Source organism: Niabella aurantiaca DSM 17617 (assembly GCF_000374125.1).
Taxonomy (GTDB): domain Bacteria; phylum Bacteroidota; class Bacteroidia; order Chitinophagales; family Chitinophagaceae; genus Niabella; species Niabella aurantiaca.
In genome coordinates this window covers 91,727-107,624 of the sequence record NZ_KB893649.1, presented here as the reverse complement: position 1 = coordinate 107,624, position 15,898 = coordinate 91,727, and the positions used below count along the sequence as shown (strand labels likewise).

9 protein-coding genes and 1 pseudogene are annotated in these 15,898 nt (G+C 47.0%); 8 read left to right on the top strand and 2 right to left on the bottom strand.

Features of this window, described 5'->3' with window-relative positions; all coding sequences use genetic code 11:
- Positions 1-4: 4 nt before the first annotated feature.
- The 4 genes from B160_RS0127280 to B160_RS0127260 all read left to right on the top strand — a co-directional run bounded on the left by B160_RS0127280 (position 5) and on the right by B160_RS0127260 (position 5,497).
- On the top strand, positions 5-1,939 hold the full coding sequence (locus B160_RS0127280) for a RagB/SusD family nutrient uptake outer membrane protein (protein WP_040680592.1): 1,935 nt from the start codon (positions 5-7) through the stop codon (positions 1,937-1,939).
- 45 nt (positions 1,940-1,984) lie between these two features.
- Complete coding sequence (locus tag B160_RS0127275; RefSeq protein ID WP_169540155.1) at positions 1,985-3,292, top strand: DUF5000 domain-containing lipoprotein; 1,308 nt, start codon at positions 1,985-1,987, stop codon at positions 3,290-3,292.
- A 35-nt stretch (positions 3,293-3,327) separates the two neighbouring features.
- A complete protein-coding gene (locus B160_RS0127270; RefSeq protein WP_018631150.1) occupies positions 3,328-4,050 on the top strand; it encodes a DUF4998 domain-containing protein in 723 nt (240 codons plus the stop codon).
- Positions 4,051-4,654: 604 nt separating this feature from the next.
- Positions 4,655-5,497 (top strand): DUF4886 domain-containing protein, encoded by an 843-nt coding sequence (locus tag B160_RS0127260; protein WP_018631148.1) that lies wholly within the window; start codon positions 4,655-4,657, stop codon positions 5,495-5,497.
- Positions 5,498-5,526: 29 nt separating this feature from the next.
- Here B160_RS0127260 and B160_RS32330 read toward each other — a convergent pair whose 3' ends face one another.
- Together B160_RS32330 and B160_RS32630 are read right to left on the bottom strand one after the other, a co-directional pair.
- A complete protein-coding gene (locus B160_RS32330) occupies positions 5,527-5,763 on the bottom strand; it encodes a hypothetical protein (protein ID WP_245562290.1) in 237 nt (78 codons plus the stop codon).
- 126 nt (positions 5,764-5,889) lie between these two features.
- Positions 5,890-6,162, bottom strand: a pseudogene (locus B160_RS32630) (AraC family ligand binding domain-containing protein); the annotation flags it as partial.
- Positions 6,163-6,389: 227 nt separating this feature from the next.
- On the opposite strand from B160_RS32630, the gene B160_RS0127250 reads away from it, so the two are divergent.
- The 4 genes from B160_RS0127250 to B160_RS0127235 all read left to right on the top strand — a co-directional run bounded on the left by B160_RS0127250 (position 6,390) and on the right by B160_RS0127235 (position 15,665).
- Positions 6,390-7,118 carry a phytanoyl-CoA dioxygenase family protein gene (locus B160_RS0127250; RefSeq protein WP_018631146.1) on the top strand — a complete coding sequence of 243 codons (729 nt, stop codon included), beginning with the start codon at positions 6,390-6,392 and terminating at the stop codon, positions 7,116-7,118.
- 342 nt (positions 7,119-7,460) lie between these two features.
- Positions 7,461-10,544 (top strand): SusC/RagA family TonB-linked outer membrane protein, encoded by a 3,084-nt coding sequence (locus tag B160_RS0127245; RefSeq protein ID WP_018631145.1) that lies wholly within the window; start codon positions 7,461-7,463, stop codon positions 10,542-10,544.
- Positions 10,545-10,591: 47 nt separating this feature from the next.
- Positions 10,592-12,382, top strand: coding sequence for a RagB/SusD family nutrient uptake outer membrane protein (locus B160_RS0127240; RefSeq protein ID WP_018631144.1), 1,791 nt, complete (start codon positions 10,592-10,594; stop codon positions 12,380-12,382).
- A 142-nt stretch (positions 12,383-12,524) separates the two neighbouring features.
- Positions 12,525-15,665 (top strand): glycosyl hydrolase, encoded by a 3,141-nt coding sequence (locus B160_RS0127235; RefSeq protein ID WP_018631143.1) that lies wholly within the window; start codon positions 12,525-12,527, stop codon positions 15,663-15,665.
- Positions 15,666-15,898 lie beyond the last annotated feature (233 nt).

The window sequence follows — 15,898 nt, the reverse complement described above, 5'->3', positions numbered from 1 at the left end:
TATCATGATCGTTACTAAAAAAATATATCAATCATTCATCGGGCTTTCTGCGTGCCTCATCTTTTTATCCTGTAATAAATTCTTAGATGTCGTGCCGGACAATACCCCTGTGCTGGACCAGGCTTTTGCAAAGCGTACCATGGCCGAGCGCTACCTGGCTACCTGCTATAACGGCCTTCCTGCTAATTTTTCATTAACCGGCAACCCCGCCTGGCTGTCGGCAGATGAGTTCTGGCTGAGCTCCACCTCCACTTATTCGGGCTATAATAACTGGTTTATCGCATTGGGCAGTCAAAATGGCGACGCGCCGCTGGTGGATAACTGGACCGGTGCTAAGGGAGGAAAAAGCTATTGGGAAGGAATTAGTAAATGCAACACGTTTCTCGAAAATATCATGAATGTGCCGGATATGGATGAAACGGAAAAGCAGATGTGGACAGCGGAGGTAAAGTTCTTAAAAGCGTATTATCATTTTCTGCTGGTAAAACAATATGGGCCCATACCCATTATGGATAAAAATATCCCGGTATACAGCGATCCGGCAGAGAGCCGTCTGCCCCGGAATACCGTGGATGAATGTTTTTCCTATATCGTGGGTCTGATGGATGAAGACATGGAATACCTGATGGATGATGTAGCCGATGTACAAACGGAAACCGGTCGCATTACCAAAGTAGCGGCCAAAGCAATGAAAGCCGAAATATTGGTGTATGCTGCCAGCCCCCTGTTCAATGGAAACAATGATGTGGAAGCATCCATTAAGAATAAGGATGCTAAAGAGTTGTTTAACCATATGTATGCTGCCGAAAAATGGCAGCGGGCAGCTACGGCCTGCAAAGAAGCCATCGATTTTGCTGAAGGCCACAACAAACGCCTGCACACCTGGACTCCGCTGCGCAGCGATTTACAACAAAGCACCGTCTATCAGATGAGCATACGGGAGGCCTTTAATGAATCCTCCAACAACCCCGAAATATTATGGCTCGATACCCGTTCTATAGCGACTACTGCTATCCAGGGCGCCTTTATGCTGCGCAAGTACACCGGAAGCACAACGCTTGCCAATACAACCACGCTTTCGGCCTATATGTCGGTACCCCTGAACATCGTGGAAAAATTCTATTCAAAGAACGGGGTGCCTATTGAAGAAGATAAAACCTACCCCTACAGTACAAGGTTTGACCTGGTTACGGTGCCCAATACCAATGAGTATAAGTATGATTTAGTGGCAAACAGGAATACTGCCCGCATGAACCTGGACAGGGAGGACCGGTTTTACGGTACCCTTACGTTCGATGCCGGTCGTATATACATGAGGCAGGTTACGGATCAGAAAGATGCCAATGCCTATAATATCGATATGAGGAATGGAGGTGTTTCGGGCAAAACAAGCCCCACAGATTTTAATTTTACCGGCTATGCTTCCAAAAAGCATTTTAACTATCAGAACAGCGCGTCGGATAATAACTACTCGGCGCGGCAATATGGCTATCCCATTATGCGGCTGGCCAACCTGTACCTGTATTATGCAGAAGCCCTGAATGAAGTAAACGGGCCTACGGATGAAGTGTACACATACATAGACAGGGTAAGGGCTCGCAGCGGATTGGAAGGTGTGGTGAGTTCCTGGGCAAATTATTCCAGCGATCCCTCAAAACCGCTTTCCAAAGATGGAATGCGGAAAATCATAAAAAGGGAAAGGACCTGTGAGCTCGCGCTGGAAGGCATCCGGTTCTGGGACCTGCGCCGGTGGAAGGATGCGGTTGCCGAATTGAACACACCCATCAGGGGGTGGGATATTTATCAATATACCGACGCCAATTATTACCGGCCGGCCGTATTCTTTACGAGGGCATTTATAAACAGGGATTACTTCTGGCCAATAAGCCTTAATGAGCGAAGGGTAAACTCCAACCTGGTACAGGCTGCACAATGGTAAAAAATTAAACTCATTTCTATTAAAATAGTTTATAAAATGAAAACAATGTATAAGCAAAAAGTGCTGTTTCTTCTTTTTTGCTGCTCTTTATTTACGATCCTTGGTCTTCATACCGGATGTAAGGAAGATATTGGTATAGAACCGGCAAGGCTTGGCGCCAAACCATCACCGCTGACAAATCTCCGGTTCGAATCGACCCCCGGAGGCGCGGTCATATCATATAATTTACCCAATGATCCGGATCTGAGGTACGTGATGGCCGAGTATACGCTGGAAAACGGAGCAAAGATGACATCAAAAGCCAGCGTTTATGACAACCGGGTATTAGTGCAGGGGTTTGCAAGGATAGGTCAGAACGAAGTGGTACTAAAAGCCGTAAGCGTTGGCGATGTAGCTTCCGATCCGGTAAGCATTATCATTACAACAGGCCAGCCCAACTATATAACCATTGCTAAATCATTTGAAAGCGATACTGCCTTTTATGCCACTTTTGGAGGTGTTAATGCCAAGTACTTGAATGAAGATGCGGAGAATATAGTGATCAGGATATTTAAATGGCGGCAGGACTCAACCACGGGAGAATATTATTGGGCATCCTTAAATGAAACCTACACCAAGGCTATAGAAGGAACCATAAGGGTGCGGGACCAGCGGGGCCAGGAGCCCGTTACTACAGATTATGCCGTTATTGTAAGGGACCAGTGGAAAAATGTATCGGATACGATTGTACGCAGGTTAACCCCGCTCGCTGAAACGGAGTTTAAGGATATAAAAGTGCTGGAACCTCCTGCAATGGCCGCTTTTGATACAGCTACCAATTTAAATGGTGACTATACGGTCCGATCTACAGCATCGAATGGAGAGAGCATGCAGAAAGCGTTTTTCGACGGGACACCTGCTAACCCCATAGGGGCCAAACAATGGTGGGGGCTGAATGCGCCGTTACCCATGCAGTTTACGTTGGATCTGGGAGAAGGGAACGCGGTACAGTTGAGTAATATAAAACTCTGGTCCCGTATAACCCCGGATAACTTATATAAGGTAACCCATATTAAGGAATTTGAATTATATGCCAGCAATGATCCCGCATCAGACGGGTCCTGGGATTCGTGGACGTATATATCCACCTGCTTTAGCTTCCGTCCCTCCGGGCTTGCATATCCAACGGAACCTACTGCGGAGGATATAGCATATGCGAAGGCAGGAGAAGACTTTGAAGTAGACTGGCCCAATGCGAACAGCTACCGGTATTTCCGCATAAAAATAACCAGTATGTGGGATGGCGCCCGGTATCGGCCTATTCCGAATTCCGGCACTATTTGTCTGGCGGAGCTAAAGCTGTTTGGAAGATAAAATTATTACTTAATTCATCATATCATTTTCGTAAAATGAAGTATTCAAAAATATATATGTTGGGGGCGCTCATGCTGGCCATACTGTCGGGCTGTGAAAAGACCGGCGAGGCTTATAAGGAATATTTAAAAACGGGTGAGGTTTATTACCCCGGCAGGATCGATTCCTTATCCCTTTTGACGGGCAACCTCAGGGGGCGGATACGGTTTAGAATGACAAGCGACCCTAAAGTGACCCTGCTGAAAGCCTTTGTGCGAAACAGTTTATCGGCGGGAATGATCCAAATAGACATCCCCATCCGGACCGATGAATACAGCAGTATAAAGGAAGTGGATCTGCCCGGTTTACAGGAAACCACCTATTCCATTTCGATCCGCTCCTATTCGGGTAGTCAGGATAGCTCAAGACCGGTTTCGGCGAGCCAGTTTATTTACGGCTCCAATTATAACAGTGCGTTGGCCAACAGGGTTTTTTCTGCCTTTAGGTTTTCTGATGGCATGGATTCAGTTGTATTCAGGCCGGAGGTCAACCTGCCTCAGCCGGGAAATTTTTATCCCATGCAACTTACCGAAATTGTGTACACAAATGCCGGCGGGGGTATGGACACGGTACGGATTACGCCTTATGAAAATAGAGCGGCGTTGCCCGGTATTCAAAACCCGGGCATCGTAAAATACAGAACAGCGTATATGCCGGTAGAAAATTGCATTGATCTGTTTTACACTTCATTTGCCGAAGTTCAGTATAGCAGGCCTTAGCTTGAATGATAAGAGCTGTTTATGAGGGCCGGGCGGAATGAAAATGGCAGGAAGCAATACGCGTAAACTTTAAGAAAGCAAATCAATTTTAATAAAAAGATCGCTGACGGTATTAACACAGCGATGCATATATATGCATCGCTTGAGGACAGTTATATAAAGCCATACCAGCGGCATTTGCCGCTGGTATTCCCGATGTTAAACAAGCAGCGATCGTTCGACCGCGCGGCAAGCCCGGTTCAAAAATATAAGTACGGATATAGGTGATGTGAACCATGTTGTCTCCATTGAATTCCATGCTATCTCCAGGCCCCTGGTGTAGCATGCAGGCGGTTTTCTTCGGTGGAACGGATATGGTATTAAAGGTGTAGTCGCAGCAGCTGAAGTCCCTCTTCTTGCGGCGCCGGTTTTTTACAAAGCCGGGGATTATAGCGGAAGCCAAACGGAGGGTTGCCTTGTTAGGGGGTAGGAAAGCAGGTATATAAATACATTCAAAGTAGCGGGTATTCACCAGGGTTTCGGAGAAAAATATTCAGCAATCTTCTGCACTTAGATCCGTTGGGATCGTTTAAAGTGTTATTTTGGACCTAAATTAAAGAGATATATGAAAAAACTGTGGTTGTTAGGGATCGCTTTTGCCCTGTCCCTGAGTTCCGTTTGGGCACAAAAGGAACAGGCCGTATTAAAAGTACTGGCAATTGGGAATAGCTTTTCCGTAGACGCGCTGGAAAATAATTTATATGATTTGGCAAAAGCGGCAAATAAAAAAATTATAATAGGCAATATGTACATCGGGGGAGCGCCGATCGATTTGCACGTAAAAAATGCAGACAGTAATAAAAATGCATACAGCTATCGGAAAATATATCAAAATGGAGAGAAAAGAACTACAAAAAAAGTAAGCCTGGCGGAAGTGATGCGGGATGAGGACTGGGACTATATTAGTCTTCAGCAGGCGAGTCCGCTTTCCGGACAATACCAGGTAATTATGGCAGGGCTACCGAAGCTGGTTAACTATGTGCGTTCACAAGCGCCGCATGCCGCTCTTATTTATCATCAAACCTGGGCCTACCAGCAAAATTCGACGCATAAGGGTTTTGCCAATTATGATAACAACCAAACTGTGATGTACCGGGCAATAATGGATGCAACCAGACGCATCTCGAAATCGGGAGAGTTCAGGTTTATTGTTCCGGCGGGTACGGCCATTCAAAATGCCCGTACATCCAGCCTGGGTGATAAATTGACGAGAGATGGGTATCATTTGCAGCTGGACTATGGACGTTTTGCCGCGGCCTGTGTTTGGTATGAAATGTTATTTCGTTCAGACGTCCGGAAAAATCCCTATAAACCAGGGTCGGTCACAGCGCTTCAGGCAAGAATCGTAAAAGACGCCGCTCACAAGGCGGCAAAAAAACCTTTTCGTGTTCAAAAGATCCGCCTTTAGCAGGATGTGATGGCCGTTACAGTTTAGCGTTAATATTGATACCTGGGAAATGGTCCAACTGTGAAGGGCGCCATGCCAATAACCTGCCGGAAACCCTTCCTGAATTTCGAATAACTGACTGCGAACTCTTTCGCCAGGGCAGGCATACGGATGGTTTCTGCAATGGTATCGGATAGTATGAATTTAGCCTTCGGGATATAGGCCAACCGGTCATCTTTGTTTTCTTTTTGAAGCGTGCTGTTATAGATCAGTGATAAAATATGCAAAGCCTTCCTGTAATTTCCAAGTGATAACCAGGTGTTCCGTTTTTGATTTTGGACAGCATCAGTTGAAAGGACTGCAGCAATGCTTCGTTGAAACCGGTATGCACTACCGTTTTTTTTATTAAAGGACCCCGATCTGAGCAGCTTGCGCGGATCATACCCGTTAATGCCCATCCAATATTCTTCCCCGCCTTGTTTATAAGACGGTTTGTAATGGTGCCAGACGCCGGGGAATAAAAGAAAGCAACTCCCTTCTTGGATCGTATATTCCTGCCGGTTAGCTGTTTCAAAAGCGCCCTTTGTTCCAGGTAAAACTATGCGTGGCCGGGTGTTCCTTGTTGAAGGGATAAGATGGATTGCCTTCCACTTTCGAATAGCCGCGGTCGTAACATGCCCCCCCATTTTGCTTCTACTTCTGTGTGGTTAAGGTATTTATGAAAATTTTGCATAAGGAGCAGGTAAAAGAAAATATCAAAAAGTGTAAATTAAAAATTATTTCGTGTATATACAACAGCCGTACATGATTTTATATTTGGGTTACAATGATTGCCGGAAATAGCGCCCTGAAGGTATTTCCATTTTGTATCAGCGTGGTTCGACATGTAACAATTATACAAATAAAAAGCCCCATGAAATGTAAACTTACAGAAAGCGATGTGCTTTTTTACCGGGGAAATGGTTTTATTGTTATCGAAGATTTTTTATTCGAAGAAGAACTTGGCGAATGGCGCGAAGCGGTTACAAAGCGCAATGGTATAAAAATCCCGGGTCAAAATGTACAGGTAGGAATGGACGACGGGATCAATGAAGACACTGAATATTTTTCGAAGGTATTTGACCGGTTGATCAATCTTTGGCAAACCAGCGGGAAGGTAAAAGAGATCATGCTCGATGAGCGCATCGGAAAAATGGCCGCTACTTTGGCCGGCGCAGATGAGATCAGGATCTGGCACGACCAGGCGCTTTTTAAAAACCCCTGGGCAAACCCGACTTCCTGGCATTTAGACACACCGTTCTGGTCGTTCTCAGACAGGAACGCATTATCGATCTGGGTGGCCCTCGACGATGCAACCCTGGAGAACGGTTGCCTGTATTTTATTCCGGGTTCCCACCGGAAAACTACGTTTGAAAACAAAGGGATCGGGGAAAATATGGGTGGCATTTTTGATGTATACCCCCGGTTTAAAAATAAACGATCAGTGCCCTCAAAAATAAAAGCCGGCAGCTGTTCCTTTCACAACGGGTTTACCATCCATGGCGCGGGGACCAATATGACAAATGGTTACAGGCGCGCGATGTATTACGGTGCAGGCGGGCAGGGAATGCTTTGCCACCGGACAAATAGTGATTTGCGATGAAGTGATCAATGAAGTTCAGGCGCAAACGGGCATACAGAAGGGTCGCAGGTAGCGGATCCTGCATTGTCCGAAGATCAGGAGGCGCTGAAGGATCATTTAGAAATTGGAGCCGATGGTTGGAAACGAGGGGAATAAGGGCCTCGCGGTTTGTACCATAACCCCGGGGTTTGGGCCGTCATCGTATTTGATAACTGCCGGCCGGAACATGATTGCTCATGAGAACAATGGCGGTTAAATATTTAGATGAAAAATTTTTTCTCTTTATTTTATTCCACGATTTCATGCTGGATTAGATCAAGATAAAGTTGGCCGTTATCTTCTTAATAAATTAAAACCGATTGTATGTTTAATGATCTTGCCTATTTATTTACCAGGCTCAGGAAGCCCTTTTTGTTGATCCTTTTTTTCCTGATTCAATCCCATCTGTGGGCACAAACGACCCGGGTGGACGGAGTTGTTATAGACAAAGAGGGAAACGCGCTGCAAGGCGCCAGTGTTTATGAAAAGGAAACCCCGGGGCGGGGGGTAACCACAGGAGCGCAGGGAAAGTTTACTATCGAAGTAAGCAAAATACCGGTCGTGCTGGTTATTTCTTTCTCCGGATATAATGAGGTGGAGCAAACCATCGGCGCAGGCGGCGGAAGCCCGGTAACAGTGGTGCTGGAACGAAAAGAAAACAACCTGGACGAAATTATTGTGATCGGCTATGGTACAGCAAAGCGCAAGGACTTTTCCGGCGCAGTGAGTTCGGTAAAACTCGAGAACTCACCGATAGCGCAGCTGCCCAATTCCAACCCGCTGGATGTGTTGAAAGGCAATGTACCGGGGCTGGCAATTGGCGTTTCCAACTCCGCAGGTTCGCAACCCGCCATGCTGATCCGGGGCACCAACTCTATCAATGGCGACAATAATCCATTGATCATATTGGACGGTGTTATCTTCCAGGGGAGCTTGAACGATATCAATCCCAATGATATTGCATCTGTGGATGTGCTGAAAGATGCCGTGTCGGCTTCTGTGTATGGTTCAAGGTCGGCCAATGGTGTCATTGCCATTACCACAAAACGCGGGAGGCGCGGCAAGCCCACCATCAGCCTGAATGCTTCTTATGGAGTGCAGCATTGGCTGAAGCAGCCGGTGATGATGACAGGAGCAGAATGGATCAGATCTGTGAACGACCGGAATAAATACACCGAAGGTTCTACCGACTGGATGAAACCTGGCGAACTGGAAAATTATAACGCAGGAACCGAAATTAACTGGCTGGATGAGATCACCCGCAAAGGAACGATCGAAAACTATCAGGCGGCTGTTTCGGGGGCCTCCGAAACTGTAAATTATTATATGTCCGGTTCCTACAACAACAATAAAGGTATTGTTATCGGCGATGATTTTAACCGCATCTCTGTTTTAAGCAAGATCGATGCTAAAGTTACCAGCTGGCTGCAGCTGGGTCTGGACGGGGCATACAACAAACTGGACTATTCGGGCTTTTCGGCAAATGTATCGGCAGCGCAACTCATGTCGCCCTATGGAGTGCTGTACCGCGATAGCTTGGGCAACCTCGAAAAATATCCTTATACGCAGTCCCTTGCAAGTCCTTTGTGGGGGGTGCAGGATGGCACCAGGGATAATGTGGACATCCGGCAAAACTTCAGGCTCAATGCTTATGCAGTTGTTTCTGTTCCCTGGGTGAAAGGCTTAAGCTATCGCCTGAACTATGCTGCAAATGCAGACAAAAACAAATCCGGTACTTTTGAATATGAGAACTATTTTATAGCGGAAGGGTCAGGAATAGAGCGTTACAACCCAACGGTGGTAAATGGCTTTCTTGCTAATGCAAATGGCAACCAGCGAAACACATCCGTATTCAGTTATGTAATTGACAATATCCTGAATTATAAAAATATATTTGGAAAGCACAATATTGATCTGACCGCTGTTGCAACCCGTGATTTTTACAGGAAGGAAGATGTGAACGCTATTGGATCCGATTTTTCCGCCAACGGCAATTCGCTGCTTGGAATGTGGGGGCTGCATAAAGCCACAACCCAGCGTACCGATCTGGCTGCAACGCAACGGGCAAATATTGGCTACCTCGCCCGGCTGAATTATAGTTTTGATGGTAAATATATGTTGAACGCTTCCATACGAAGGGATGGAGCTTCTGTTTTTGGCGATAGCACCAAATGGGGCAATTTTGGCGCTGTAGGACTGGCCTGGCGTATTTCCGGGGAAGATTTTATGAAAAATCTGGCTGCCTTAAATGACCTGAAATTGAAATTATCCTGGGGGCAAAACGGTAACCAGGGCATTGATCCCTACGGTACGTTGGCAAGGGTGGTCAATGGTCCTTCCGGCGGTTTTCGTTATGAATTTTCCAATAGCGGAAGCAATATCTTTTATGGCTTGGCACAACAGGCTTTGGGCAATGCCAACCTGGGCTGGGAAAAAACAACGGCATGGAACTTAGGTTTCGAATCAGCCTGGTTTGACGGAAGGTTGTTGGTAGACCTGAATGTTTATAAATCGAAAACAACCGACCAGCTGTTTGTAAGGGAAATCCCGATCATGACGGGCTTTGGCTCTATCAATGCATCGATGGGCGAGGTGGACAATAAAGGACTGGAGCTGGCTGTTTCGACGATCAATATCCAAAGAAATTCATTCAGCTGGTCTACTTCGTTCAATTATTATATTAACAGGAACAAATTGGTTCGGCTATATGGTATGGATAATGACGGCGATGGTAAAGAGGATGATGATATTGCAAACAGTTTGTTTATCGGTAAATCGCTCGACGCAATATATGGTTATGAGCAGATCGGGATTGTACAGGCCGGTGACCAGGACTATATTACCTTAAATGGAGCAGCACCCGGGGATCCCATGTATAAGGACATTGACGGCGTGCCCGGCATATCGGTGAACGACCGGAAAATACTGGGCTATGGAAAAGAGAACTTCAGCATGGGCCTGGGCAATACCGTTTCTTATAAAAATCTTGAATTGTATGCCTTTGTAGCCGCTATTTTCGGCGGCAATGGTTATTACCTCAGGCCCAATACCGCTGCATATCTTACCCGGTCAAACAGGTTTAACGATAATGCTATATACGTGCCTTATTGGACGGCTGATAGCCCCGGCAATAGCTATCCTTCCGCAACCTATTCTGCCGATTCGAGGTTCCTCGGTTTGCAGTCGCGGGCTTTTGTAAGGGTGCAGGATCTTACTTTGTCATATGCTTTCCGCCAGCCCTGGGTACAGCGCTTGCATCTTTCTAATTTGAAAATGTTTGTTTCCGGAAAAAACCTTGCCGTAATTACTAAATGGGAAGGGGGCGACCCGGAGCTCGGAAATGCGGTTCGGGATAATACGGTCCCCGTCCCATCCACTTATTCTTTTGGTATCTCGGCCACGTTTTAAAAGATAAAAATTCTACATGGGTAGTTAGAAATTAAAAAACTATATATATGAAATGGGTTATAAATAATTTAATGATCGCAGTTTTTCTGCTTTTATTAGCTGCATGCAAATCGGATAAAGAGTTTCTGAAAGAAAAACCTGAGACCTTCTATACGACCGATAATGCCTTTTCCAATGCCGCGCAGGTAGACCAGGTGCTGATTTCTATTTATTCTAATATTCGCGAACTATGGACGAACCCTTCTGAGCAGGGATGGAAGTTTGTGTTCAGGGGGAACGGGTCAGATATGTTTGATGTTGCCAGTATCAGGCGGGGCGCGTCGTTTAACAATTACGGAAACATTAACCCGGACAATGGCATATTTTACAGCATTTACAGTTTTTGGTACGATATCATTAACAAAGCCAATCTTGCTATTTATGCGGCCGATCTGCCGCAGGTGCAATGGTCTTCCGATGCAGATAAAAAATATGCACTGGCGCAGGCGCGCTTCTTCAGGGCGTTTGCATATCGTAATCTTGGTGAGCTGTTTGGTGGCGTGCCGATTGTAACGGCAATTACGCAAACTCCGGCGTTCAATTTCGAACGCTCCACAAGAGTGGAAACGTACGATTTTGCAATAACCGAGCTTGAAGCGATCCTGAATGACCTGCCGCAAACAACAGCTGTGGGCGGAAGGATCGTAAAAGGTGCAGCGCAGCATAATCTTACAGAATTATACCTGGCCAAAGGCACCCAGCTGGATACGGATGGGAACAGCGCGGGCGCTAAAGAAGCCTATGGCAGATCGATACAATATGCAAATGACGTGATTGACGGTGGTACGTATGCACTCATGAAAAACCGGTATGGGACGCGCGCCGGCGAAGCTTCCATTACCATCCCTGTGTATAAAGGCGGTGCTTTTTCTGCGGCTAACATTGTGGATACGGTGCAGCAGACTGCCAATGTTTTCTGGGATTTATTCCAGGAGGGGAATGTGAATTATCAGAACGGGAATAAAGAATGCATCTGGGCGGTGCAGGTCGATTATGCAGCATATCGCGCAGAAGATGGTGAGTCGAAGCTGGTTTATTCAAGGGCTTACGCTCCCGTATTCAGGGATGGTGCCAAAAGCCATTTGACCGGCACGCTCGAAGATGTGGGCGGAAGAGGGATTGCCGACATCATTCCTACATTTTATACGCGCGACCTGGTGTACGAATCGAAATGGGGCGCCGACATGCGAAACAGCGATGTGGTACTCCGGCGCCGTTTCAAAGGCAATGTGGCCGCTTCTCCTTATTACAGAAAGGATGTTCCCTGGGATGTTATTTATAACGGCGGGCCCGATGCTACTACGAATACGAACAATGCCAGTCTTTGCTACCCGGTTTCCTGCAAGGTGGCTACGGACAAATATGTGGGCCTTGCAGATGGCGAGAACCGGAGCAACCTGTTCCGCGACGATTATGTGATCCGGCTCTCTGAAACGATCCTTTTAAGGGCCGAAGCCAAACAAAGGAACGGCGATAAAGCAGGGGCAGCGGCGGATATCAACCTGCTGCGCGAAAGGGCGCAATGCAGCTACCTGGTTACCCCGGCCGATATGGATGATCAATTTGATTTGATACTCGATGAAAGGGCAAGGGAATTATTGTATGAAGAATGCAGGTGGAATACGTTGTTAAGAATGGGCAAGACCATTGCCGTCGACCGGATTCGGAAATATGCTTACTGGCCGGAGGCAAAAGCTACTTTAACGTTCAATTACAATTTATGGCCCATCCCCCAAAAAGTGATTGAGACCAATAAAGACGCAGTGATTGAACAAAATCCGGATTGGCTTAATAAATAAAAGTGCACCTTCGCCAGGCGAACGGTGGCAGTTGCCGGGGAAAGATCATCCTGCCTGACGAAGGGATCTGTTTTCCCTGGAAGGGCTTCATCTCCCGCACTGCCGGGCAATTGGTTCAAACATGTTTAATAGAATCTTCCATATGAGGACTGGTATCATAAGTTTACTGTTTAGTGTTTTAGGTATTGTGCCTGCAAGCGGGCAAATCACTCTGTACGATTTGCAAACGGACAGGCAGGTTTCTTTGCAGGAGTTGGCCCGGCATTTTGCAGCCCCGCCTCCCGAAGCCCGCCTGCGTTGTTACTGGTGGTGGCTCAACAGCATGGCAACCAAAGCCTCCATTACCAGGGACCTCGAAGAAATGAAGAAAAAGGGGTATGGCGGCGCGTCGCTGGTGGATGCGGGAAGTTCCAATTATAAAGAGGCGCTCAAAACCGCCGCCGGGCCCGTATTTATGAGCCCGGAGTGGATGGAGTTGTATAGGCATGCCGTAAAGGAAGCCGACCGGCTGGGCATCGAACTGAGTGTAAATATTCAAAGCGGCTGGAACCCCGGCGGGCCTTTTGTTACGCCGGAATACGCACTGAAGAAAATCGTTACAGCCGATACGGTTGTAAAGGGAGGCAGAGAACTTTCAATAGTTCTTCCGGCGCCGCCGTCAAAATTAATGTACCGCGACGTACTGGTGCAGGCGATCCGTAAACCCTCCGGGAATATTTTTTTAAAAGATAGTGCTGTTCAGGATTGGTCTATAAAATCATTCAACAAGTCGATGGGCGGGCAAGGGATTTACCCGCTGTATAAATTCCGGGCAGGATTTGATACCGTGTCAGGAACAATACCATTGAAACAAAATGCGATCATTGATCTTACAAAAAATTTTGATGGAAGGCGGCTTCAATGGGATGCCCCTCCCGGGGAATGGATCATTATCCGCTATGGCTGGACCAACACGGGCGTGGTAACCTCCACTACCAGCGATGGCTGGAATGGCTTATCGCTCGATCATCTGAGCCCTGCTGCATTCGAACTGTACAACCGTTCGGTGATCAAGCCGCTCATTCAAACCGCAAAATCTGCCGGCAACAGCGTACGCTACCTGCAAACGGACAGCTGGGAGATGGGCGTGGTCAACTGGACACAGGCATTTCCAAAAGAGTTCAGCCGCCGCAGGGGGTATGATATCAAACCGTTTATGCCCGTGCTGGCCGGGTATCTGGTAGAAAGCCAGGAGCTCACCAACCGTTTTTTATATGATTTCAGAAAAACTGTTGGCGATTGCATTCTGGACAACCATTACCGGCTGTTTTACAAAACCGCTCATCAGCATGGAATGGGTATACACCCCGAATCCGGGGGACCACATTCCGCACCGATCGATGCGTTGCAGGTCATGGCCATTAACGATTTTCCGCAGGGCGAATTTTGGGCCATGTCCAATACGCACCGGGTTTCAGACGCGGCACGGCTGGCGGTAAAGCAGAGCGCCTGTGTGGCGCATACCAACGGTAAGCGCTTTGTCGGCGCCGAAGGGCCTACCAGCATCGGGCCCCAGTGGGAGCGCTCCCCGCGCGACTTAAAAAGCAATATTGACCGCATTTTCTGCTCCGGCGTTAACCGCATTGTGTGGCATACCTTTACTTCGTCGCCAAAAGAATATGGCCTGCCGGGCAATGAATATTTTGCCGGTACGCACATGAACCCCAATACCACCTGGTGGAACGAGGCCGGGGCTTTTACCGCCTATCTGAACCGCGCCAGCTACCTGCTGCAGCAGGGATTATTTACTGCGGATGTATTGTATTATTATGGGGATGATGTGCCCGGCTTTGTTTTTTTGAAGGATGAGTTTCCGCAATTGAATTTTGGTTATGATTGGGACAAATGCTCCCGCGATGTGGTTTTGAACCGCCTTTCTGTTGTGAACGGAAAGATCCTGCTGCCCGATGGGATGCAATACCGCCTGCTGGTGCTGCCCGAAGGAAAGGCGATCAGCCTGGATGTTTTAAAAAAAATAGAAGCCTTAGTGAAAGCAGGCATGACGGTCTTGGGACCGAAGCCAGCCATGGCTACTGGCTTGAAAGGTTATCCCGGAAGCGACAGTGAATTACGTGCCATTGCCGACCGGTTGTGGGGAAAGATTGACGGAACGTTGGTTACAGAGAATCATTATGGCAAAGGGAAAGTGATTTTTGGAAAAGATATTAATACGGTTCTGAAATCGATGCAGGTAACGCCCGATTTAAGTTTTACAAGTGCTAACCCAAAGGCGTCTCTTGATTATATACACCGCAGTATAGATGATGCCGATATTTATTTTTTATCCAACCGGTTTGAATACCGCGCTTACGACGATTTTCAATACCGCTACCTGCCGGAAGTTCCCGACCGCTACGAACAAATGGAAATCAGTTTTCGCGTTTCGGGCCGGCAGCCCCAGCTTTGGGATGCGCAATCAGGCAGGGTTACCGATATTTTAAATTATCGCGAGGAAAAGGGCCGAACCATTATCCCGCTTCATTTTGAGCCGGGCGGATCTAAATTTATCATCTTTAAAAAAGAAAAAGCTGTTGCTCCGCACATTATTGAAATAGTAAAGGACGGAACAACGCTTGCTGCTTTGCAAAGCAAACTGGCGCCGGAGTTTGAACCCATTTCTTTTCATCGGAATAATCATTTGATATATGCGCGTGTACATGAAAAGGGAAATTACAGGATCGGCTGGTCAAATGGCCAATCCGCTTTATTAAATGTCAGTGAAGGTGCTATAGAAAAACCTTTATCCAACGGCTGGCAGTTAACGCTTGATAAGCATTGGGGCAAAGGAAGAACGTATCAGTTGCATGATTTGAAGTCCTGGACCATGTCTGAAGACCCGGCATTGAAATATTATTCAGGTAAGGGTATATACAAGACCCGTTTTCATTTGAGCGACAAAGAAAGAAAGGGAAAGCGTATTTTTCTGGATCTTGGCAATGTGCAGGACCTGGCGGTTGTAAGAATTAATGGAGCGGAACACTCCGTAAAATGGTGCTTCCCTTATCGCCTGGATATTACAGATGCTATAAAAACGGGAGAAAATACACTGGTTGTGGAAGTGGTAAACCTCTGGGCAAACCGTCTGATCGGGGACCGCGGACTGCCTGCCGAAAAGCGGCTTACCCAAACCAATGTGGTTAAATTTGAGAAAGACGGGGCTGAAAAACTGCTACGGACTTCTGGTTTATTGGGTCCGGTTAAATTTTTGCTCGTTCCCGAGTTAGCAGTAAAGGCTGGCAGGTGATCCTGTTTTTTGTAATGTATATTCGCCATCCGCTTCGGAGATCAGAGGCGTGAATGATTTTGCAAATAAAAAGACCGGACATACAGCCCGGCTTTTTTATGTTTACGGGTATTACAGCCAAACACATCGTTCAGGATATTTGAAGTTTGCGGATTGCCTGGTTTAGAATTTCGGCCGGTAAGTTTCAAAAAAGAAGCTCAGCGAACAATTCGTCCGGGCCTGAAAGGGATCGA

What these genes read in the sequence shown, in the direction of transcription:
- B160_RS0127235 (WP_018631143.1), top strand. Translation starts at nt 12,525, where the DNA reads ATGAGGACTGGTATCATAAGTTTACTGTTTAGTGTTTTAGGTATTGTG.
- B160_RS0127270 (WP_018631150.1), top strand. Translation starts at nt 3,328, where the DNA reads ATGAAGTATTCAAAAATATATATGTTGGGGGCGCTCATGCTGGCCATA.
- B160_RS0127275 (WP_169540155.1), top strand. Translation starts at nt 1,985, where the DNA reads ATGTATAAGCAAAAAGTGCTGTTTCTTCTTTTTTGCTGCTCTTTATTT.
- B160_RS0127240 (WP_018631144.1), top strand. Translation starts at nt 10,592, where the DNA reads ATGAAATGGGTTATAAATAATTTAATGATCGCAGTTTTTCTGCTTTTA.
- B160_RS0127260 (WP_018631148.1), top strand. Translation starts at nt 4,655, where the DNA reads ATGAAAAAACTGTGGTTGTTAGGGATCGCTTTTGCCCTGTCCCTGAGT.
- B160_RS0127280 (WP_040680592.1), top strand. Translation starts at nt 5, where the DNA reads ATGATCGTTACTAAAAAAATATATCAATCATTCATCGGGCTTTCTGCG.
- B160_RS0127245 (WP_018631145.1), top strand. Translation starts at nt 7,461, where the DNA reads ATGTTTAATGATCTTGCCTATTTATTTACCAGGCTCAGGAAGCCCTTT.
- B160_RS0127250 (WP_018631146.1), top strand. Translation starts at nt 6,390, where the DNA reads ATGAAATGTAAACTTACAGAAAGCGATGTGCTTTTTTACCGGGGAAAT.